This window comes from Bradyrhizobium diazoefficiens (genome assembly GCF_016616885.1).
Classification (GTDB): Bacteria; Pseudomonadota; Alphaproteobacteria; order Rhizobiales; family Xanthobacteraceae; genus Bradyrhizobium; species Bradyrhizobium diazoefficiens_F.
Map to the genome: position 1 here is coordinate 4,137,325 of NZ_CP067102.1, position 21,447 is coordinate 4,158,771.

A 21,447-nucleotide genomic window follows, 5' to 3' on the forward strand; every position below is an offset into this window, starting at 1 on the left:
TGGAGCGATTTGGTCTCGCCCTACGAGGGCAGGCGAGTAAATCCATCCGCGCTCCAGCCTTCGCTGCCGACGCCGTGATGCACAAAAAACAATCCATCTGGATCGTAGTGACGCTTGACGTCGAGCAGCCGTTGATAGTTCGGACCCCACAATGCGTTCTGCCAGTCTGACTGGAAATAGTCGCACTCGTTGACGTACGCACCGGTGTTCGGCGCCGCGACACGCAACGCCTCCATCGCAGCGTTCACGCGGTCTCGATGGGCGTTGGCGAGAACAGGATCGGGCGTAGCAAGACCACCGAAGGTGGTCGGGCCTGAGGCTGCGATGATCGCAAGAGCGAAGGCATCGAATGCGTCCGGATGCGTCGCCGTGTTCCTTGCTTTTGCGATCACGTCCGGCGGTGCGCCGAACAAGCCCTTGTTGAGATGCAGGCCGACCGCCCAGTGGCGGCTTGCGTTGAATAGCGCGTCGACAAGGAGAGTCCGGTTCTCCGGGCTAAGAAGCGAACTCGGCAACCAGGCCGACGTGTACGCATGCCAGAAAGCGCCGACCTGCTCGCCATCGCCCTTCCACCAATAATCGGTCCATGGCGCCCCGGAACGTCCGTCGAAGTTGGCCGCCGAGCGGGCGAACAGGCGATAAAGCCAACCGTTCCAGAAGTAGCGGGCAGGCACACCCACGACTTCAAGCGAGTCCTTGCCGGCGTAGTCGTCCGGATTGGCGGCAAGAAAATCAATCAGGGGCTTGAAAGCGGCGCGCGCTTCGTCCGTTGTCAGGCCTTGGAAGACCATGTGAATTTCGAGGCGGTTGTCGGGATGCGCCCGAACTTGTTCACCCCAATGCGGGTTGCAGAGGCTTGTCGCGCAAAATTCGACGAAGCGGGCCAGCAGCTTGCGGTAGGCATCGTCGGAGCGGGCGCGCAACGTGGCGTTGACCGCACCGACGGATGTGGGCAGCGGATGGGTTGCGAGCGTCAGCCGTGTGGTGACGCCGAAAGTGCCGCCGCCTCCGCCCTTGAGCGCCCAAAACAGCTCCGGCTCGCGCGTTTCATTGATCACACGAATTTCGCCGTCGGCGGTCACGATCTCGGCCTCGAGCAGGCTCGCCGCCGCCGTTCCAAACCCCTTGGAAAAGTTGCCGAACCCGCCGCCTTGCACCAGACCCGCGACACCAACCGTGGTGCAGCCGCCGCCTTGAACGTATCGCCCGGCGCTGGCGGCAGCTTGGTAGGCGTGGAGCCACATGCAGCCCGCGCCCGCCGTGATAGCTGGAACCGGCTCTGAGCTTGAGCCTTGGGGAATGAAACCGTCATGAACGGTGACGGCATCCATCTTGCGGGTCCACAGCAAAAGCGAATCCGGTGCACAGGAGGCGCCAAAATAGCTGTGGCCGCGGCCTTTCACGACGAGGCGCAGATTGTGTACCTTGGCGAAGCGTACGGCCGCGACAACATCTGCCGAGCTCTCGGCCGCGACCATGTAGGCGCTGGGCTCGGAGCGCCAGGCGTCAAGCCAGCCCGAACTTTCCGTCAGGCCTGGTTGATCGCCAATGTAGAACGGATTCGCCAGGAGCTGTTTCGCGTCAGCCGGGGCGAGGTTCGGAGGCGTCACGCGGGTGAGGCGTCCCGACGTTGCTTGATTCAGCGCCGACCAGTCCGCATCGGAGGGCCAGCCAGCCTGGTCCGGCCGCGGGCGACTGGTAAGAGCGATGCCCGCTTGCGGCTTTCCGAGTGCCGAGCCTGCGGCCAGTGAGAGAGCAGTAGCTAGAAAGTGGCGACGGTCCATTCCGGTGCTCCAGGCGTTGCCTGACGGATTTCTCGGCAATCCTGCGCCGAAAGGCGAGCCAGGAGTGATGAGCGGGGTGTGTACGGTGATGAGGATGAGTGCGCCGTGACGAATGGCGCAGTGGGAGGGACGAAATGAAGCGATAGGTCATCGCACGCGCAAGCCAACTCAATGAGACTTGTCAATGAGACTTGGGATTTCAATGAGACTTGGGATTTCTCTAGTTCGCAGTTTCTCAATCGATCCGGCCATTGACCGTTAGTTGCCCGCAGGTTCCCGAGGCCTCAGTTTCGCGAACAGAGCGCTGCAGGGGCCGGTTGGGTCGAAAGCGCCTGGTAGCCTGCTCGTCTGGTCTGTCCGGATCGTTTCTGCTCTGCGCGCACATGAATGCAATTGTGGCGATCGCGCGTGAGAATGTGGCGGCAATGGGGAGAAAAATTGATGCGTGAGTTCTTCGATTCTCCAATCACAGGATTGTGTGTGCGACGGTGTTGCGCGCGCACACAGCGCATCTCGTGCGGAAGACATTGGAACTGCTGAATAGTCTTGTTTCAAAGGGTTTCCTGAATGCGCTGCTAAACTTTCATTAATGAAGCGCTGGCCTTTGGAGCGAACTGTTGCGTCAAGGTTACAGCAATTCCGTCGCCGGCTGTTATGACGTTCGCGATGGCCCGGGGGCCTAACGACGAAACTGGAACGGGATTCAAATGAACAAGAATTTGTTGCTTGCTGCTGTGAGCCTCGTCGCGATCAGCGCGACCGCACCGGCGCTGGCTGCTGACCTCGCTGCGCGGCCTTACACCAAGGCGCCCGCGATGATCGCGACCGTCTATGACTGGAGCGGCTTCTACATCGGTATCAACGGCGGCGGTGCTTCCGCTCACACGACCTGGGATCAGCGCGCTCCGCTGGTTGGCGGCGAAGGTTCCCACAACGCCACGGGCGGCACGGTCGGTGGCCAGGTCGGCTATCGCTGGCAGTCGGCGCAGTGGGTGTTCGGCCTGGAAGGCCAGGGCAACTGGGCTGACTTCTCGGGCGACAACCTCAGCGCGCTCACCGGCTTCACCAATCGCTCGAAGATCGATTCGTTTGGTCTGATCACCGGTCAGGTCGGCTACGCCTGGAACAACGTCCTGCTCTACGTGAAGGGTGGTGCGGCTGTGGTTGGCACCAAGAACGAGCTCCGCGTTGCCGGCGTGACCGCTGCTTCCGTCAGCGACACCCGTTGGGGCGGCACCGTCGGTGCGGGTCTCGAGGTCGGCTTCGCTCCGAACTGGTCGGTTGGCGTCGAGTACAACCACATCTTCCTGTCGGACAAGGACATCACCTTCACCGGCATTCAGACCGATCGCGTCCGCCAGGACGTCGACATGGGCCTCGTCCGCCTGAACTACAAGTTCGGCGGCCCGATCCTCGCCAAGTACTGAGCAAAGTACTGAGACTGATCGCTCGTTTCGAGCGATCGTCGAAAGCCCCGGCCTTGCGCCGGGGCTTTTTTATTATGTGAATTCAGCAAGTTAACCATTCCATTTTGAAGCGGTTGAGTTTGCTTGACTCCTGAGAACGAAATGAGAACAATGTTCTTCATACGTTCTAGTGATGGAGCAAGCCATGTTCAGGATTTTCGTGGAAGAAGCCGCTGCACTGACGTCGATCGCGCTGTTCGTCGGGATGATCGCGATCTGGGCCCAAGTCATTCCACAGCTCTAGCCGGCCGGGCCCTTGTCGGGCGCCTTGGGGAAAAGCGGAATGAGGCGGCCGATCAGACGCTGCGGCGTGGACTCTGGCGCGACGACACCCCACCATTGTGAGGCGAGTCGGCCGGGCGAGTGCAGGATGCCTCCACCGCCGGCAACCGCTCCAACCCATCTGCAAGAGGCCGTCACGCGACCATGCCGAGCGCCGGATTTGTCCACCTTCACGTTCACTCGGCCTATTCGCTGCTCAAGGGCTCGATCAAGATCGCCAAGCTCGCCGAGCTCGCAAAGAAGGACCACCAGCCGGCGCTGGCGCTGACCGACACCGACAATCTGTTCGGTGCGCTCGAATTCTCAGACAAGATGGCGGGTTCCGGCATCCAGCCGATCGTCGGCTGCGAGCTCGCGATCGATTTCGGCGACCAGGATCCCAATGCGCGCAACGCGCTTCCGCCTTCGCGCGTGGTGCTGCTGGCAGCGCAAGAGCGCGGCTATCGCAGCCTGATGCGGCTGAATTCGCGCGCGTTCCTCGAATCGCCCGACAGCCACGCGCCGTTCATCAAGTTCGACTGGTTCGACGGCGAGACCGAAGGCCTGATCGCGCTGACCGGCGGCCCGGACGGGCCGATCTCGCTCGCGCTGGCGGCGGGGCAGGCCGAGATCGCGGCCACGCGTTGCGAGCGTCTCGCCGGCCTGTTCGGCGACCGCCTCTATGTCGAATTGCAGCGGCACAACATCGACAAGGAGCGGCGCGTCGAGAGCGGACTGATCGACATCGCTTATGCCAAAGGGCTGCCGCTGGTCGCGACCAACGAGCCGTATTTCGCCGCGACCGACGATTACGAGGCGCATGACGCGCTGCTCTGCATCGCCGGCGGGCGGCTGATCGCGGAGACCGAGCGCGAGCAGCTCACGCCCGATCACCGCTTCAAGACCCGCGCCGAGATGGCGGTGCTGTTTGCCGACATTCCGGAGGCGCTGGCCTCGACGGTCGAGATCGCCGAGCGCTGCTCGTTCCGCCCGATGACGCGCAAGCCGATTCTGCCGTTCTTCACTGTCGGTGCCGCCGGCAGCTCCGATGCGGCTGCGGTCGAGGCGGCCGAGCTGAAGCGGCAGGCGGAGGAGGGGCTCGCCAATCGCCTGCACGTGCACGGCTTGTCGCAGGGCACGACAGACGAAGACTATTCCAAGCGGCTGGCGTTCGAGCTCGACGTCATCATGCGCATGAAATACGCGGGCTACTTCCTGATCGTGTCCGACTTCATCAAATGGGCGAAGAGCCAGGGCATTCCGGTCGGGCCGGGCCGCGGCTCCGGCGCAGGCTCGCTGGTCGCGTGGGCGCTGACCATCACCGATCTCGACCCGATCAAGTTCGGCCTGCTGTTCGAACGCTTCCTCAATCCCGAGCGCGTCTCGATGCCGGACTTCGACATCGACTTCTGCCAGGACCGCCGCGGCGAGGTGATCAAGTACGTGCAGGAGCGCTACGGTCGTGACCAGGTCGCGCAGATCATCACCTTCGGTACGCTGCAGGCGCGCGGCGTGCTGCGCGACGTCGGCCGCGTGCTGCAAATGCCGTACGGGCAGGTCGACAAGCTCACGAAATTGGTGCCGCAGAATCCGGCCGCGCCGGTAACGCTGGCGGCTGCGATCGAGAGCGAGCCGAAACTTCAGGCGTTCCGCGACGAAGACCCGGTGGTGGCGCGCGCCTTCGACATCGCGCAGCGCCTCGAGGGCCTGACCCGGCATGCCTCGACGCACGCGGCCGGCATCGTGATCGGCGATCGCCCCTTGAGCGAACTCGTGCCGATGTACCGCGATCCGAAGTCGGACATGCCGGTGACCCAGTTCAACATGAAATGGGTCGAGCCGGCCGGCCTCGTCAAGTTCGACTTTCTCGGCCTGAAGACGCTGACCGTGTTGGACGTCGCGTGCAAACTGCTCAAGCCGCGCGACATCCATGTCGATCTCGCGACGCTGCCGATCGACGATGCCGAGAGCTATCAGATGCTGGCCCGCGGCGAGGTGGTCGGCGTGTTCCAGGTTGAAAGCCAGGGCATGCGGCGCGCGCTGGTCGACATGCGTCCCGACCGTTTCGAGGACATCATCGCGCTGGTTGCGCTGTATCGCCCGGGCCCGATGGCGAACATCCCGACCTATTGTGCGCGCAAGCACGGCGACGAGGAGCCGGAATACCTCCATCCCGTGCTCGAGCCGATTCTGAAGGAGACCTTCGGCGTCATCATCTATCAGGAACAGGTGATGCAGATCGCGCAGGTGATGTCGGGCTATTCGCTCGGCGACGCCGACCTGTTACGCCGCGCCATGGGCAAGAAGATCCGCGCCGAGATGGACAAGCAGCGCGATATCTTCGTCGCCGGCGCGGTGAAAAACGGCGTGCCGAAGGGGCAGGCCGAGACCATCTTCGAGCTGCTCGCTAAGTTCGCCGACTACGGCTTCAACAAGAGCCACGCGGCGGCCTATGCGCTGGTGTCCTACCACACCGCCTACATGAAGGCGCACTATCCGGTGGAGTTCATCGCAGCGTCGATGACGCTCGATCTCAACAACACCGACAAGCTCTCCGAATTCCGCTCCGAGGCGCAGCGCCTCGGCATCAAGGTCGAGCCGCCGAACATCAACCGCTCAGGTGCGACCTTCGAGGTCGGCGACAAGGTCATCTACTACGCACTCGCCGCGCTCAAGGGCGTCGGCATCCAGGCCATCGAGCAGATCATCGAGGAGCGGACCAAGCGGGGGCTGTTCACCTCGCTCGCCGACTTCGCCGCGCGCGTCAATCCGCGTGCGGTCAACAAGCGCATCATCGAAAGTCTCGCCGCCGCCGGCGCGTTCGACACGCTGGAGCCGAACCGGGCGCGGGTCTTCGCCGGCGCGGACTCGATCCTGGCCGCCTGCCAGCGCGCGCATCAGGCCGAGACCATCGGCCAGAACGACATGTTCGGCATGTCGGCGGACGCGCCGACCATCATGCTGCCGCAGATCGAGCCGTGGCTGCCGGCCGAGCGGCTGCGCCGCGAATATGACGCGATCGGCTTCTTCCTGTCGGGCCATCCGCTCGACGATTACGCCACCGTGCTGAAGCGGTTGCGGGTGCAGAGCTGGGCGGAATTTTCGCGCGCGGTGAAGACCGGTGCCACCGCCGGCAAGGTGGCGGCCACCGTGGTGTCGCGCATGGAGCGGCGCACCAAGACCGGCAACAAGATGGGCATCATGGGCCTGTCCGATCCCACCGGCCACTTCGAGGCCGTGCTGTTTTCCGAAGGCCTTGCGCAGTATCGCGACGTGCTGGAGCCCGGCGCCGCGGTGCTGCTCCAGCTCGGCGCCGAGCTCCAGGGCGAGGATGTCCGCGCCCGCGTGCTGCATGCCGAGCCGCTGGATGACGCCGCGGCCAAGACGCAGAAAGGCCTGCGCATCTTCGTGCGTGACACCAAGCCGCTGGACTCGATCGCCAAGCGCCTGGCCGGACCGGAGGCCGCAGGCGCGAACGGCGCCACGCCAAGGATCGGCAGCCCCGGCATCGCGCCGCGCTCCAACGGCGACGGCGAGGTCTCGCTGGTGATGATGCTCGACCTCGAGACCGAGGTCGAGATGAAGCTGCCCGGCCGCTTCAAGGTCTCGCCGCAGATCGCCGGCGCCATCAAGGCGGTCGCCGGCGTGGTGGACGTGCAGCAGATCTAGCGCCGGCTGCCGCGAACGGCACCACGTGCAACGGATGTGGTGGTCTCGTCCTGCAATCTCGGCTATGATCGGCCGCGATAGCGCTCATTGATGAGGGCGCGTCCGTCGCGCCGGGGGGGAGCGGGACATGTGCGATCAGTGCTCTGAAGTCATGCCTGACAGACTGGCGCCATCGCGGCGGTCTGCGATGCTGCTGACGGCCTCGGCGCTCAGCGTCGTCTTCGCCGGCCGAGCTCTTGCCAAGGAAACCAAGCCGCCGCCCAAACCGCAGAACGTGCTGTCGCCGGATGCGGCGCTGAAGCGGCTGCTGGAGGGCAATGCGCGCTACGTCGACGGCGTGTCGCGGCGCCACGACTTCAAGCACGAGCGCGAGGCGCTGGCCAGCGGGCAGAATCCGTTCGCGGCGGTGCTGAGCTGCGCCGACTCGCGCATCGCGCCGGAATATGCCTTCGACACCGGCCGCGGCGATCTCTTCGTCTGCCGCGTCGCCGGCAATTTCGCCGGCACCGAGACCGTCGCCAGCATGGAATATGCGGTCGCCGTGCTCGGCACGCCGCTGATCCTCGTGCTCGGCCATGATGCGTGCGGTGCGGTCGATGCCACGCTGAAGGCGCTCAAGGACAACACATCGCCGCCGGGACACATTCCCTCGCTGGTCGATGCGATTGCGCCCGCCGCGAAGGCTGCGATGCAGCAGGGCGGGGAGGTGCTCGACAAGGCGACCCGGCAGAACGTGATCGACAATGTCGCGAAGCTGAAGTCGGCCGCGCCGATCCTCAGTGCAGCTGTGGAACAGGGCAAGCTGAAAATCGTCGGTGGCATCTACCGGCTCACGACGGGAACGGTGGAGCTGATCGCGCAGGGCTGAGGCTTGCGCCAAAAGGCCGAGGCTTACGCGGAGCTGACAGGAGAGGTCGGGGCAGGCGGACGCCACGCAGCCGCCTCAATCCGAGCCTTTCGTTCAACTGCCGTTCAGCCGGCCGCGCGTCTCATGCGTGCTGGCACCTCAACAACAATAACGGGCAAGCAAGCCATGCGCGGGACACACAAGGTCTTCATCTGCTTCCTTTTGCCGATCCTCTTCGTTGCTGCTGCGCTCACACCGGTGCGTGCGCAGCAGCAGGAAAAGCGCATCGCGCTCGTGGTCGGCAACGGCGCCTATTCGAAGTCGCCGCTGGCAACCACCGCGAACGATGCCGGCCTGATCGCGCAGACGCTGCAGGCGGCGGGCTTCGACGTGGTCGGCGCCCGTGATCTCGACGGCGACACGCTGCGCAAGAGCTTGCGCGATTTCATCCAGAAGGCGCAGGCCTCAGGACCCGGCACCGTCGCGATGATCTATCTGGCCGGTTATGGCGTGCAGCTCGCCGGCGAGAACTATTTCATCCCGGTCGATTCCAACATCGCGCGCGACACCGACATACCGACCGAGGCACTGCGCGTCAGCGACTATGCCCGCCAGCTCGGCTCGATCCCGCTCAAGGCCAACATCGTCGTGCTCGACGCGGCGCGCGCGCAGCCCTTCATCGAGGGCGGCCAGCAGCCGATCGCGAGCGGCCTGGCGCTGGTCGAGCCCGACCCGAACATGCTGATCGCCTTCAACGCCGCACCCGGCACGGTGGCGCCGGAAGAGCCGGGGCCGTACGGCGTCTATGCGCAATCGCTCGCAGAGATGATCCGCACCGGCGGCCTGTCGTTGCCGGAGGTGTTCGACCGCGTCCGCCTGCGCGTCAACGAGGCCTCCAAGGGCGCGCAGGTGCCCTGGGACGACCAGAAAGTATCAGCGCAATTCGCCTTCTTCGAGCGCGCTCCCGACGCGCCCCCGCCGCAGGCTGCGCCCGACCAGGTCGCCGCGATGCGCGACAAGCCGATCCGCGATCTCGGTGTGCAGGACGCCTATGCGGCCGCGCTCGAGCGCGACACGCTGCCGGCCTATGAGGACTTTCTCGCCGCCTATCCCGACGATCCGCTTGCGAAGCGCGTGATGGCGATCGTGGCGGCGCGCCGCGAGGCGATCACCTGGCGGCGGTCCTATCGCGCCGATACGGCGGACGCTTATTGGTCGTATCTGCGCCGCTATCCGCGCGGGCCGCATGCGGGCGATGCCCGGCGCAGGCTCGCGATCCTGACAGCGCCGCTCGAGCCGCCGCCGACCTTCGCGATGATGGACTATGACGTACCTCCGCCGCCGCCGGCCGAAGTGGTCTATGTCGACCGTCCCGTACTGTATTTCAGCGACCCCGATTTCGGCTTCGCGCCGCCACCGCCGCCGCCGGTCTATTTCTGTCCGCCGCCGCCGCCGGATTTCGTGGTGCTGGCACCGCCGCTGCCCGTGGTCGGCCTGTTCGTGCTGCCGCAGCCGGTGTTCGTGCCGATCCCGGCATTCTACAGTCCGCCGGTCTATGTCGCGCCGCCGCCGAATACCATCATCTTCAACAACATCCACAACACCACGGTCATCAACACCGTGATCAACCAGCCTGCGCCGCCACCGGTAACAGCGGCGGGCGATCCAGCTATTACCGCGACTGCGGCAGCGTCCGGAAAGCCTGTCGGCGCAACGACCGCCGTGCCGCCGACCGTGATTCAAAAGGCCGCCCTGATCCGGGACAACAAGGCACAGGTCCCCAACACGGTCTCGGTTGATCCGACAACGAAAGCCGGCGCGGCAGCCTTGAAGACAAGGAGCCAAGTCACGGCGCCGACCGGCAACGCTGCTACGGGAACTCCAACGGGCGCGTCCGGGACCGGCAACGCCGCGGCGAAGACGGGAGTGCAGGGCGCAACGGTCACCGGACCGCAGGGCGCGCCAGCGACCGGTGGTGCGGCGACAGCGGCGAAGACGGGAGCTCCCGGTGCGCCGGTCACCGGCAACGCCACCGGGCCCGCGGCCGGAGGCAAGGCCAATCCGGCGAATACGGCCACCGCGCCGAGCACGGCGGATACGAAGGCCGGTCCGCCGTCCAACCACTCCTTGCCCGTGCCCGGCCAGACCGCGCCCGCGATCAAGGGCGCGCCGCAGACAGGAACGGCGGCCGCGGGAACGTCATCCTCGACGAACCCCGCTGGTGGCACTGGCGCCACCGCCAAACCCGGCAGCAGCTCGCAGCCTGCCAACGCCAAGCTCACGCCGCAGACGATGCCATCAAACGCGCCGCCTACGGGAGGAGCGCGTCCGAACGTCCAGGAGCGCGCCAATAAGGTCAGTCCCGCGAATACGGCGAATACGGCCAATGCGCCGGCAAAGCCCGAAGCGACAAAGCCGACCCCGCCATCGCCGCCTGCGCAGTCGCACGCCAATGTGCAGCCGGTCGAGAAGCCGGCTCTGCGCGAAAAGCTGGCGCCGCCACCGACGCAGGCTCGGCCGACCGCGCCGCCGCCGGTCACCCATATTGCGCCGCCGCCGCGGCCCCAGGCCGTCGCGAGGCCGACGCCGCCGCCTCCGCCGCGGGTATCGGCGCCTCCGCCAAGGATGGCCGCGCCTCCGCCGCCACGACCGGCTCCCCCGGTTGCAGCCGCTCGACCCGCACCGCCGCCCCCGGCAGCCCGGCCGGCACCCCGCCGCCGCCGCCGCCCCGGATGGCTGTTGCGCCGCCGCCGCGTCCAGCTGCGCCGCCGCCGCGACCTGCCGCCCCGCCGCCGGCGGCAAAGAAATGCCCGCCCAACCAGCCAAAGTGCTAGCGGGCAAGGCGAAAATCCCGGAATGGGCCTTTCGTGGGCTGTAAAAGCCCGAAAGGCCCTTATTTCCTTGCTTCTGGCCGAAATGGCGCTATACAGCGCGCCATCTCACACGGAAGCATGGCTCACAAGGCCGTCCGGTGGCAGCCGGGGCGACAACGCTCCGTTTTGCTCACACGCTTCCGGAGGAACCAACCGGAGAATTAGAACGATGGCACTACCCGATTTCACTATGCGTCAGCTGCTCGAAGCTGGCGTGCACTTTGGTCACCAGTCTCACCGCTGGAATCCGAAAATGGCTCCGTTCATTTTCGGCGCCCGCAACAACATCCACATCGTCGACCTCGCCCAGACCGTGCCGATGCTGCACACGGCGCTCCAGGCCGTCAGCGACACGGTTGCCAAGGGCGGCCGCATCCTGTTCGTCGGCACCAAGCGCCAGGCGCAGGACGGCGTCGCGGACGCGGCCAAGCGCTGCGCGCAGTATTTCGTCAATTCGCGCTGGCTCGGCGGCACGCTGACCAATTGGAAGACGATCTCGGCCTCGATCAAGCGCCTGCGTCACCTCGATGAGGTGCTGGCCGGCGGCGAAGCCAATTCCTACACCAAGAAGGAGCGCCTGACGCTTCAGCGCGAGCGCGACAAGCTCGATCGCTCGCTCGGCGGCATCAAGGACATGGGCGGTCTGCCCGACCTGATCTTCGTGATCGACACCAACAAGGAAGACATCGCGATCCAGGAAGCCCAGCGGCTCAACATTCCGGTCGCTGCGATCGTCGACACCAACTCCGATCCGAAGGGCATCACCTACGTGGTGCCGGGCAATGACGACGCCGGTCGTGCCATTTCGTTGTACTGCGATCTCATTGCGCGCGCCGCGATCGACGGCATCTCGCGCGCCCAGGGCGATTCCGGCATCGACATCGGTGCATCGGCCCGTCCGGTCGCCGAAGAGCTGCCCTCGGCTGGCGGCTTCCAGGGCCTTGCCGGCCCGCGCGGCACTGCCGACGATCTCAAGAAGCTCCCGGGCGTGTCGGGCGCGATCGAGAAGAAGTTCAACGACCTCGGCATCTTCCACTTCTGGCAGCTCGCCGAGCTCGACCACGACACCGCGCACAAGATCGGCGAAGAAGTCGGTCTGCCGAGCCGGGCGGATGCCTGGGTGGCTAAGGCCAAGGCGCTGACCGCGGAAGCGGAATAGTCAAAAAGAGCGATCGGTTGGCCGGACGGGATCCGGCCACCATTTCATTCAGTTGACGCGAATTCCTGAGATGGACCGCGGCGGGGCAATTGGAGCCGCGCCGCGGCGCACCGGCAGGCAAGAAGGATTTTCAACGATGGCAACGATCACAGCTGCGATGGTCAAGGATCTGCGCGAGTCCACCGGCGCAGGCATGATGGACTGCAAGGCCGCGCTGACCGAGAACGACGGCAACATGGAAGCGGCACAGGACTGGCTGCGCAAGAAAGGCCTGTCCAAGGCCGCCAAGAAGTCGGGCCGCGTCGCGGCCGAGGGCCTCATCGGCGCGCTCACCAAGGGCAACAAGGGCGTCGTGGTCGAGGTCAACTCCGAGACCGACTTCGTGGCGCGCAACGGCCAGTTCCAAGGCCTGGTCAAGATGGTCGCCCAGGTCGCCTTCGACGCCGGCGCTGACGTCGAGAAGATCAAGGCCGCCAAGGTCGGTGACGTCTCGGTGGAAGCCGCGATCAACGACGCGATCGCCACCATCGGCGAGAACATGACGCTGCGTCGTGCCGCTTCGCTCGAAGTGAGCCAGGGCGTGGTGTCGAGCTACGTCCACGGTGCTGTGGTCGACGGCGCCGGCAAGATGGGCGTGATCGTGGCGCTGGAATCGCCCGGCAAGGCCGACGAGCTCGCAGCGCTCGGCCGCCAGATCGCGATGCATGTCGCCGCCACCAACCCGCTTGCTCTCGAGCCGTCCGGTCTCGATCCGGCCGTCGTCAAGCGCGAGAAGGACGTGCTCGCCGACAAATATCGCCAGCAGGGCAAGCCGGAGAACGTGATCGAGAAGATCGTCGAGTCCGGCCTCAAGACCTACTACAAGGAAGTCTGCCTGCTCGAGCAGGCCTTCATCCACGACACCGGCAAGTCGGTGGCGCAGGCGGTGAAGGAAGCCGAAGGCAAGGTCGGCGGCGCCGTGAAGATCGCTGGCTTTGTGCGCTATGCTCTCGGTGAGGGAATCGAGAAGCAGGAATCGGACTTCGCGGCTGAGGTCGCGGCGGCCAGCGGCAAGAAGTAAGCGCCGGAACGTTCCTTCCGGCGTGCCGCCGGAAGCGGCGCCCGGACGAGGAAAGTGCTCATGACTGATCCGGTCTATCGTCGCGTCGTGATCAAGCTGTCCGGCGAGTATCTCGCGGGACAGCAAGGCTTTGGCATCGATCAACCGACATTGGACCGGGTTGCGGACGATCTGATCGCCGCCCGTCAGCTTGGCACCGAGGTTGCGGTTGTGATCGGCGGCGGCAATATCTTTCGCGGCGTCGATGTGTCCTCCCGCGGCGTGTCGCGCCCGACCGGCGACACCATGGGCATGCTTGCCACCATGATGAACTGTCTCGCGCTCGAAGCTACGATCGAGCGCAAGGGCATGCCGGCGAGGGCTCTCTCGGCGTTCGTCATGCCCGAAGTTTCCGAGCTGTTCACTCGCGCGGCGGCGCACAAATATCTCGCCGAGGGCCGAATCTTGCTGCTCGGCGGTGGAACCGGCAATCCGTTCTTCACCACGGACACGACGGCGGTGCTTCGCGCCGCCGAGATCGGCGCCCAGGTGGTGCTGAAGGCGACCAATGTCGACGGCGTCTACTCGGCCGATCCGAAGAAGGACCCGTCCGCCACGCGATTCGACCGGCTGACGCATTCCCAGGCCATCGAGGGCGGCTACAAGGTGATGGATGCGACCGCCTTCGCACTTGCCCGCGAGACGTCGCTGCCTATCATCGTATTTTCGATCGCGGAGCCCGGTTCGATCGGCGCGATTCTACGCGGCGCCGGCCACGGGACGATCGTCGCCGGCTGACGGCTCATCTGGTGCGCCCGAGGGAAGGGCGCGGTGAGGTCGCCGGGATATTGAAGGAGAAACGTGATGGCCACGGATAATTTCGACCTCAACGAAGTGAAGCGCCGCATGCAGGGCGCGGTCCAGTCGCTCAAGCACGAGCTTGGCGGCCTGCGTACGGGCCGCGCGTCGGCCTCGATGCTCGATCCGGTGCAGGTCGAGGCTTATGGCAGTCACATGCCACTCAATCAGCTCGCCACAGTCAGCGTGCCCGAGCCGCGCCTGATCTCGGTGCAGGTCTGGGACAAGTCGATGGTGAAGCCGGTCGAGAAGGCGATCGTCGATTCCAATCTCGGCCTGTCGCCTGCGACCGAAGGCCAGGTGCTCCGTCTGCGCATTCCCGAGCTGAACGAGGAGCGCCGCAAGGAGCTGGTCAAGGTCGCGCACAAATACGCCGAAGCCGCCAAGGTGGCTACGCGTCACGTCCGTCGCGACGGTCTCGATGTTCTGAAGAAGCTCGAGAAGAATCACGAGATGTCGGAGGACGATCAGAAGCGTCACGCCGACGAGGTGCAGAAGGCGACCGACGGCACCATCACCGAGATCGACCAGCTGCTGGCCGCCAAGGAAAAAGAAATCCTCACCGTCTAAAGCGCGATGAGCATCATCATCACGCTCTAGAGTATAGTTCGCGCATGATCTTGTCGGAAAACCGCTTCGCACTTAGCGCTCACGCGGCCCTTCGGGTCCGGATCATGCTTTAAGGCTGCCGTCATGTCCAACGCCGCCGCGCCCGCAACGGAAGGACCAGACCGGTCCGACGCGCCTGCGCATGTCGCCATCATCATGGATGGCAACGGGCGCTGGGCGGCCGCGCGCGGTCTGCCGCGGGCGGAGGGGCATCGCCGCGGCGTCGAGGCGCTGCGCCGCGTAGTGCGTGCCTCGCACGAGCTCGGCATCCGCTATCTCACCATCTTCTCGTTCTCCTCGGAGAACTGGTCGCGCCCGGCGAGCGAGATCGGCGATCTCTTCGGGCTGCTCAAGCGCTTCATTCGCAACGATCTCGCGAGCCTGCATCGCGACAGCGTCAGGGTCCGCATTATCGGCGAGCGTGACGGGCTCGAGGTCGACATCTGCGCGCTGCTGAACGAGGCCGAGGAATTGACGCGCGACAACACGCGCCTCACGCTTGTCGTTGCCTTCAACTACGGCTCGCGGCAGGAGATTGCGAAAGCGGCGCAAAAGCTCGCGCGCGAAGTCGCCGACGGCAGGCGCGATCCTGCCTCGATCGACGCCGATGCTCTCGGCGCGCATCTCGACGCGCCCGACATTCCCGATCCCGATCTCATCATCCGCACCAGTGGCGAGCAGCGCCTGTCCAATTTCCTGATGTGGCAGGCCGCCTATAGCGAGCTCGTGTTCGTGCCGGTCCACTGGCCCGATTTCGACAAGGCGGCGCTCGAAAGCGCGATCGCCGAATTCGCCCGGCGCGAGCGCCGTTTCGGCGGCCTGGTCGCGAAAACCGCCTCGTGAGCGAACCCGACGCCGAAGCAGCGGGCTCGAAGCCTGCCCCGAGCAATTTCCTGATGCGAGTCCTCGCAGCACTCGTGCTGGCGCCGCTCGCGATCGCGATCGCTTATGCCGGCGGCTGGCTGTGGGCGCTTCTCGTCACGCTGGTGTCGATCGGGCTGTTCGCGGAATGGCTGATGGTGGTGGGGGCGGGGTCCGTTGCGCTGACCGGCGCAGGGACGATTGTCATCGCGATGATGGGCGCCTGCGTCGCCTTCGGCGCACTGAAGACCGCCGTCGTCACCGGCTGCGTCGGCGGTGCGATCGTGACGCTGATCGCGCGGGGCAAGTTCGTCTGGGCCGCGACCGGATTCGCCTATGCCTCCGCGGCCCTGCTGGCCTCGATCCTGGTGCGGCAGGATTTCGTGCACGGCTTCGCCGCGCTGATGTTCGTGCTGCTCGTGGTGTGGGCGACCGACATCGGCGGCTATTTCGCCGGCCGCGGCATCGGCGGACCGAAGCTGTGGCCGCGCGTCAGCCCGAAGAAGACGTGGGCCGGGGCGCTCGGCAGCGTCGTGGCAAGCCTCGCGGTCGCGGGCGGTTTTGCCGCCTTCGGCTTCGGCAAGGCGGTTCCACTCTTGGTCCTCAGTGCGGTCCTCACGGTGGTCTCGCAGGCGGGCGATCTGTTCGAATCCGCGGTGAAAAGGCGCTTCGGCGTCAAGGATTCCAGTCACTTAATTCCCGGCCATGGCGGACTTCTGGACCGCCTGGACGGCTTTGTCGCCGCCATCCTGGTGGCATGGATTATCGGCTTCCTCCGCCACGGTGTGCATAGCGCCGGAAGCGGTCTTATGGTTTGGTGAGGATATGAGCGCAGTCCCTTTGCGTAACAACAAGCCGGCCGCGGCCGACATCCGCAGCGTCACAGTGCTTGGCGCCACCGGCTCGATCGGCGACAGCACGATGGATCTGTTGCGCGCCTCGCCCGAGCGCTATCGCGTCGAGGCCCTGACGGCGAACGGCAATGTCGAAGCGCTGGCGAAGCTCGCGAAGGAATTCTCCGCGCGCTTCGTCGCGATCGCAGACACCTCCAAGCTCGCCGAGCTCAAGTCCGCCCTTGCGGGCACGAGCACCGAATGCGGCGCCGGCGAAAGCGCGGTGATCGAGGCGGCCGCGCGTCCGGCCGATTGGGTGATGGCGGCGGTGAGCGGCGCGGCCGGACTGAAGCCGGCCTTGGCTGCGGTCGATCGCGGCGCGCATGTCGCGCTCGCGAACAAGGAATGCCTGGTTTGCGCCGGCGATTTCTTCATGCAGCGCGCGGCGAAAGCGGGCGCCTGTATTCTGCCGGCCGATTCCGAGCACAACGCGCTGTTCCAGGCGCTGGCATCGGGCAATCGCGACGAGCTGGTTCGCGTCATCATCACCGCCTCGGGTGGCCCGTTCCGCACCTGGAAGCCGGCCGACATCGAGCAGGCGACCCTCGAACAGGCCCTGAAGCATCCGAATTGGAGCATGGGCCAGAAGATCACGATCGATTCCGCCTCGATGATGAACAAGGGGCTCGAGGTGATCGAGGCGTCCTATCTGTTCGCACTGTCGCCTGATGAGATCGACGTCCTGGTGCATCCGCAGTCGATCATTCACGGCATGGTCGAGTTCTCCGACCGCTCGGTCATGGCCCAGCTCGGCTCGCCGGACATGCGCACGCCGATCGCCCATTGCCTCGGCTGGCCTGACCGCATCAAGGGACCGGCAGCCAAGCTCGATCTGGCCAAGATCGGCCAGCTGACCTTCGAGGCACCGGATTTCGAGCGGTTCCCCGGGCTTCGCCTGGCCTTCGATTCGCTCCGGCACGGGAAGGGAGCGACCACCGTCTACAATGCCGCCAATGAGGTCGCGGTCGCGGCCTTCATCGCCGGCAAGATCCGCTTCGGCGCCATTGCCCGGCTGGTCGAGGCGACCCTGGAGGACTGGATCCGAGGTGGGAACCAGGGCCCCATGACCTCAGCGGATGACGCAATATCCATTGACCATATTTCGCGAAATAAAGCTGCCGCCCTATTGCCTCAAATTGCCTTAAAGGCATCCTAGGTAGTTCGGGGCCAGGGCCTTGCGGCGCTGGATGAGGGAATTCGATGATCGACTTTTTTACCCATAGTTTCAATGCGTTGAGCCATGGGCTCCTCGGCTACGTCGTTCCCTTCCTGTTCGTCCTGACGATCGTCGTGTTCTTCCATGAACTCGGCCATTTCCTGGTCGCGCGCTGGGCCGGTGTTCGGGTGTTAACCTTTTCGCTCGGTTTCGGACCTGAGCTGGTCGGTTTCAACGATCGCCATGGCACCCGCTGGAAGATTTCGGCGATCCCGCTCGGTGGCTACGTCAAGTTCTTCGGCGACGAGAGCGAGGCTTCGACCCCGTCGGCTGAAGCGCTCGCGGCCATGACGGCCGAGGAGCGCGCCGGCAGCTTCCACCACAAGAAGGTCGGCCCGCGCGCCGCCATCGTCGCGGCCGGTCCGATTGCCAATTTCATCCTCGGCGCCCTGATTTTCGCAGGCATGGCCCTGTACTACGGCAAGCCGAGCACGATCGCGCGCGTGGACGGCGTCGTTGTCGACGGCGCTGCGGCCACCGCCGGCTTCAAGATCGGCGACGTCGTCGTGCAGATCGACGGCAAGCCGATCGACAGCTTTGCCGACATGCAGCGGATCGTCGCGACGAGCGCCGGTTCGGCGCTGGCTTTCCAGGTGAAGCGGGATGGCGCGATCGTGTCGCTGACCGCGACGCCGGCGCTGCTCGAGCGCAAGGATCCGTTCGGCAACAGCCACCGCGTCGGCGTGCTCGGCGTCGAGCACAAGTCCCAGGCCGGTGAGGCCTCGACTTCGCCGGTCGGTGTCGGCGAGGCGCTCAAGATCGGGGGCGAGCAGGTCTGGTTCATCATCACCAGCACCTTCAAGTTCCTGGGCTCTTTGTTCATCGGCCAAGGTAATCCGAACGAGGTCAGCGGCGTCCTCGGCATCGCCAAGATGTCGGGGCAGGCGGCCAGCGCCGGGTTCCAGTTTGTGATCAATCTGTGCGCCGTGCTGTCGGTCTCGATCGGGCTTCTGAACCTGTTCCCGATCCCGCTGCTCGATGGCGGTCACCTTATGTTCTACGCGGCCGAAATCGTCCGAGGTCGTCCGCTGTCCGAGCGGACCCAGGAAATGGGGTTCCGAATCGGGCTCGGTCTGGTGCTGATGCTGATGGTGTTCGCGACCTACAACGACATCCTGCGGATGGCCGCTTCCTGATAGGGGCTTTTTTGTGGCGTTGCTCTTAGGCAACGTCTTGGAATGAAATTGAAATTGCGGTGTCAGCTGCCGTTTGCGACGTCGGGGAAATTGGCTACAAGCGGCTTGAACTTGGGGAATCTCCCAGACCGGCTTTGGGGTTGGGTCTGGTAAGTTGATAAGGGCGCGTTGCGCATGAAGTTTGGACTGCGACTCCGGGGGGGCTTGCTAGCAACCCTGATCATGTTCGGCGCGCCGGTGGTTGCCCCGATTGGGGCTATTTTCGTGTCTTCGTCTGCGCTCGCTCAGACCGTGCAGTCGATTTCCGTCGAAGGGAATCGCCGCGTCGAGGTGGAGACGATCCGTTCCTATTTCAAGCCCGGCCCCGGTGGTCGCCTCGATCAGGGCGCCATCGATGACGGCCTCAAGGCGCTGATCGAAACCGGCCTGTTCCAGGACGTGAAGATCAACCGCGGCGCCGGCGGCCAGATCGTCGTCTCCGTGGTGGAAAACCCGGTGATCGGGCGCATCGCGTTCGAGGGCAACAAGAAGATCAAGGACGAGCAGCTCACCGCCGAAATCCAGTCGAAGGCTCGCGGCACGTTCTCCCGCGCCATGGTGCAGTCGGACACGCTGCGAATCGCCGAAATCTATCGCCGCTCCGGCCGCTATGACGTGACTGTCACGCCCGAGATCATCGAGCAGCCGAACAACCGCGTCGATCTCGTCTTCACGGTCAACGAAGGCGCCAAGACCTCGGTCAAGTCGATCGAGTTCATCGGCAACACCGCGTTCTCGTCCTACCGCCTCAGGGACGTCATCAAGACGCACGAATCGAATCTGCTGAGCTTCCTCAGCAGCGGTGACATCTACGATCCGGACCGCGTCGAGGCCGACCGCGACCTGATTCGCCGCTTCTACCTGAAGAACGGCTTCGCCGACGTTCAGGTCGTGGCCGCGCTCACCGAATACGATCCGGAGAAGAAGGGCTTCAACGTCACCTTCAAGATCGAGGAAGGCCAGCAGTACCGCGTCGGTACCGTCGATTTCCGCACCAGCATCGCGAACTTCGACCCGAGCTCGCTGCGCAGCTTCTCGCGCGTCAATGTCGGCTCGCTCTACAACGTCGAATCGGTCGAGAAGTCGGTCGAGGATATGCAGATCGAGGCCTCGCGCCGCGGCTATGCATTCGCGGTGGTGCGTCCGGGCGGCGATCGCAATTTCGATGCGCACACCGTCGCCGTCGTGTTCAACATCGACGAAGGTCCGCGCACCTACATCGAGCGCATCAATATCCGCGGAAACACGCGTACCCGTGATTACGTGATCCGCCGCGAGTTCGACCTCTCCGAGGGCGATGCCTACAACCGTGCGCTGGTCGATCGCGCCGAGCGCCGCCTGAAGAACCTCGACTACTTCAAGACCGTGAAGATCACGACGGAGCCGGGCTCTTCGAGCGACCGCGTGGTCCTGATCGTCGATCTCGAGGAAAAGTCGACCGGCGACTTCTCGGTCTCGGGTGGTTACTCCACGACCGACGGTGCGCTGGCCGAAGTCTCGGTCTCCGAGCGTAACCTGCTCGGCCGCGGTCTGTTCGCCAAGGCGTCGGTCACCTACGGCCAGTACGCCCGCGGCTATTCGCTGTCGTTCGTCGAGCCGTATCTGCTCGACTACCGCGTCGCGCTGGGGCTCGACCTCTACCAGCGCACCCAGCTGTCCAACAACTACATCTCCTACGGCACCAAGACGCTCGGCTTCTCGCCGCGCCTCGGCTTCTCCCTGCGTGAAGATCTGTCGCTCCAGCTGCGCTACTCGATCTACCGGCAGGAAATCACGCTGCCGTCCTACCTGGCGAACTGTAACAACGTCCTCGGCTCGTCGGCATTCAACCCGAGCCCGGCTTTTGCCGCCGTTAACGGCATCGACCTGACCTCGACCAACGGCCTCGGCTGCTACAGCGACGGCGAAGCCTCGCTGCCGGTCCGCAAGGAGCTTGCCAACGGCAAGACGCTGACCTCGGCGCTCGGCTACACGCTGACCTACAACACGCTCGACAACAACAAGAACCCGACCGACGGCCTGCTCATCGACTTCAGGCAGGACTTCGCCGGCGTCGGCGGCGACGTCTCCTACCTGAAGACCGTCGCGGACGCCAAGTACTACCAGTCGCTGGTGTCTGATCTTGTCGGCATCGTCCACCTCCAGGGCGGTATCCTGAACAAGGTCGGCAACAACGATCTGCGCATGCTGGATCATTTCCAGATGGGTCCGAACCTCGTCCGCGGCTTCGCGCCGAACGGCATCGGCCCGCGCGATTTGAATCCGTTTGGTACGCAGGACGCGATTGGCGGCACCAAATATTGGGGCGCTTCGCTGGAATTGCAGATGCCGTTCTGGTTCCTGCCGAAGGAAGTGGGCCTGAAGGGCGCTGTTTACGCCGACGCCGGCGGTCTCTTCGACTATCAGGGCCCGACGACGTGGTCGGTGACCAACGAAATGACCACGACCAGGAACTCGACCTGTACGCCATCGACCGTCAACCCGGCCACGGCTGGAACTTGTACCGGCCTGGTGTATGACAACGGCAATGTGGTCCGCTCGTCGGTCGGTGTCGGCCTGATCTGGGCCTCTCCGTTCGGACCGCTGCGCTTCGACTACGCAGTGCCGCTCACCAAGGGCAAGAATGACCGCACGCAGGAATTCCGGTTCGGCGGCGGCACCTCGTTCTAGTTCGATCAGCAGGGCATGATCCGGCCGCTTAGGGGTTCCTCTTGGGGAGTTCCTTGGGGCCGGCCGC

At 64.9% G+C, this 21,447-nt stretch carries 13 protein-coding genes and 1 pseudogene; 13 read left to right on the forward strand and 1 reads right to left on the reverse strand.

Annotated elements, in window-relative coordinates; translation table 11 throughout:
• Nucleotides 1–20 precede the first annotated feature (20 nt).
• Nucleotides 21–1,784, reverse strand: a complete 1,764-nt coding sequence (locus tag JJC00_RS19290; protein ID WP_200467572.1) for an FAD-binding oxidoreductase — start codon at nucleotides 1,782–1,784, stop codon at nucleotides 21–23.
• Nucleotides 1,785–2,491: 707 nt separating this feature from the next.
• On the opposite strand from JJC00_RS19290, the gene JJC00_RS19295 reads away from it, so the two are divergent.
• The 13 genes and pseudogenes from JJC00_RS19295 (at nucleotide 2,492) to bamA (ending at nucleotide 21,380) form a co-directional block, all read left to right on the forward strand.
• Nucleotides 2,492–3,211 carry an outer membrane protein gene (locus JJC00_RS19295; protein WP_200467573.1) on the forward strand — a complete coding sequence of 240 codons (720 nt, stop codon included), beginning with the start codon at nucleotides 2,492–2,494 and terminating at the stop codon, nucleotides 3,209–3,211.
• A gap of 465 nt (nucleotides 3,212–3,676) precedes the next feature.
• Nucleotides 3,677–7,180: a DNA polymerase III subunit alpha gene (gene dnaE, locus JJC00_RS19300; protein WP_200467574.1), complete on the forward strand. Its 3,504-nt coding sequence runs from the start codon at nucleotides 3,677–3,679 to the stop codon at nucleotides 7,178–7,180.
• Nucleotides 7,181–7,307: 127 nt separating this feature from the next.
• Nucleotides 7,308–8,048 carry a carbonic anhydrase gene (locus JJC00_RS19305; protein WP_200467575.1) on the forward strand — a complete coding sequence of 247 codons (741 nt, stop codon included), beginning with the start codon at nucleotides 7,308–7,310 and terminating at the stop codon, nucleotides 8,046–8,048.
• Nucleotides 8,049–8,213: 165 nt separating this feature from the next.
• Nucleotides 8,214–10,861: pseudogene (locus tag JJC00_RS38610) on the forward strand (caspase family protein).
• Nucleotides 10,862–11,069: 208 nt separating this feature from the next.
• A complete protein-coding gene (locus tag JJC00_RS19315; protein WP_200292254.1) occupies nucleotides 11,070–12,059 on the forward strand; it encodes a 30S ribosomal protein S2 in 990 nt (329 codons plus the stop codon).
• Between the two features lie 136 nt (nucleotides 12,060–12,195).
• The gene (gene tsf, locus JJC00_RS19320; RefSeq protein ID WP_200467576.1) at nucleotides 12,196–13,119 is read left to right on the forward strand and encodes a translation elongation factor Ts; all 924 of its coding nucleotides are present in this window, start codon (nucleotides 12,196–12,198) and stop codon (nucleotides 13,117–13,119) included.
• A 60-nt stretch (nucleotides 13,120–13,179) separates the two neighbouring features.
• On the forward strand, nucleotides 13,180–13,896 hold the full coding sequence (gene pyrH / locus JJC00_RS19325; protein WP_200467577.1) for a UMP kinase: 717 nt from the start codon (nucleotides 13,180–13,182) through the stop codon (nucleotides 13,894–13,896).
• Nucleotides 13,897–13,962: 66 nt separating this feature from the next.
• Complete coding sequence (frr, locus tag JJC00_RS19330) at nucleotides 13,963–14,526, forward strand: ribosome recycling factor (RefSeq protein ID WP_200467578.1); 564 nt, start codon at nucleotides 13,963–13,965, stop codon at nucleotides 14,524–14,526.
• Nucleotides 14,527–14,649: 123 nt separating this feature from the next.
• Nucleotides 14,650–15,408: an isoprenyl transferase gene (locus JJC00_RS19335; protein ID WP_200467579.1), complete on the forward strand. Its 759-nt coding sequence runs from the start codon at nucleotides 14,650–14,652 to the stop codon at nucleotides 15,406–15,408.
• Nucleotides 15,405–16,247: a phosphatidate cytidylyltransferase gene (locus JJC00_RS19340; RefSeq protein ID WP_246773853.1), complete on the forward strand. Its 843-nt coding sequence runs from the start codon at nucleotides 15,405–15,407 to the stop codon at nucleotides 16,245–16,247. Before JJC00_RS19335 ends, JJC00_RS19340 begins: the two co-directional genes overlap by 4 nt.
• A 4-nt stretch (nucleotides 16,248–16,251) precedes the next feature.
• Nucleotides 16,252–17,475: a 1-deoxy-D-xylulose-5-phosphate reductoisomerase gene (gene dxr / locus JJC00_RS19345; RefSeq protein ID WP_200467580.1), complete on the forward strand. Its 1,224-nt coding sequence runs from the start codon at nucleotides 16,252–16,254 to the stop codon at nucleotides 17,473–17,475.
• Between the two features lie 44 nt (nucleotides 17,476–17,519).
• On the forward strand, nucleotides 17,520–18,671 hold the full coding sequence (gene rseP / locus JJC00_RS19350; protein ID WP_200467581.1) for an RIP metalloprotease RseP: 1,152 nt from the start codon (nucleotides 17,520–17,522) through the stop codon (nucleotides 18,669–18,671).
• A 174-nt stretch (nucleotides 18,672–18,845) separates the two neighbouring features.
• On the forward strand, nucleotides 18,846–21,380 hold the full coding sequence (bamA, locus tag JJC00_RS19355) for an outer membrane protein assembly factor BamA (RefSeq protein ID WP_200467582.1): 2,535 nt from the start codon (nucleotides 18,846–18,848) through the stop codon (nucleotides 21,378–21,380).
• Nucleotides 21,381–21,447: the final 67 nt, after the last annotated feature.

Excerpts from the sequence above, each read along its gene's own strand:
- tsf (WP_200467576.1), top strand. The coding sequence starts at position 12,196 with ATGGCAACGATCACAGCTGCGATGGTCAAGGATCTGCGCGAGTCCACC.
- JJC00_RS19295 (WP_200467573.1), top strand. The coding sequence starts at position 2,492 with ATGAACAAGAATTTGTTGCTTGCTGCTGTGAGCCTCGTCGCGATCAGC.
- rseP (WP_200467581.1), top strand. The coding sequence starts at position 17,520 with ATGATCGACTTTTTTACCCATAGTTTCAATGCGTTGAGCCATGGGCTC.
- dxr (WP_200467580.1), top strand. The coding sequence starts at position 16,252 with ATGAGCGCAGTCCCTTTGCGTAACAACAAGCCGGCCGCGGCCGACATC.
- frr (WP_200467578.1), top strand. The coding sequence starts at position 13,963 with ATGGCCACGGATAATTTCGACCTCAACGAAGTGAAGCGCCGCATGCAG.
- pyrH (WP_200467577.1), top strand. The coding sequence starts at position 13,180 with ATGACTGATCCGGTCTATCGTCGCGTCGTGATCAAGCTGTCCGGCGAG.
- JJC00_RS19315 (WP_200292254.1), top strand. The coding sequence starts at position 11,070 with ATGGCACTACCCGATTTCACTATGCGTCAGCTGCTCGAAGCTGGCGTG.
- JJC00_RS19335 (WP_200467579.1), top strand. The coding sequence starts at position 14,650 with ATGTCCAACGCCGCCGCGCCCGCAACGGAAGGACCAGACCGGTCCGAC.
- bamA (WP_200467582.1), top strand. The coding sequence starts at position 18,846 with ATGAAGTTTGGACTGCGACTCCGGGGGGGCTTGCTAGCAACCCTGATC.
- JJC00_RS19290 (WP_200467572.1), bottom strand. The coding sequence starts at position 1,784 with ATGGACCGTCGCCACTTTCTAGCTACTGCTCTCTCACTGGCCGCAGGC.
- dnaE (WP_200467574.1), top strand. The coding sequence starts at position 3,677 with ATGCCGAGCGCCGGATTTGTCCACCTTCACGTTCACTCGGCCTATTCG.
- JJC00_RS19305 (WP_200467575.1), top strand. The coding sequence starts at position 7,308 with ATGTGCGATCAGTGCTCTGAAGTCATGCCTGACAGACTGGCGCCATCG.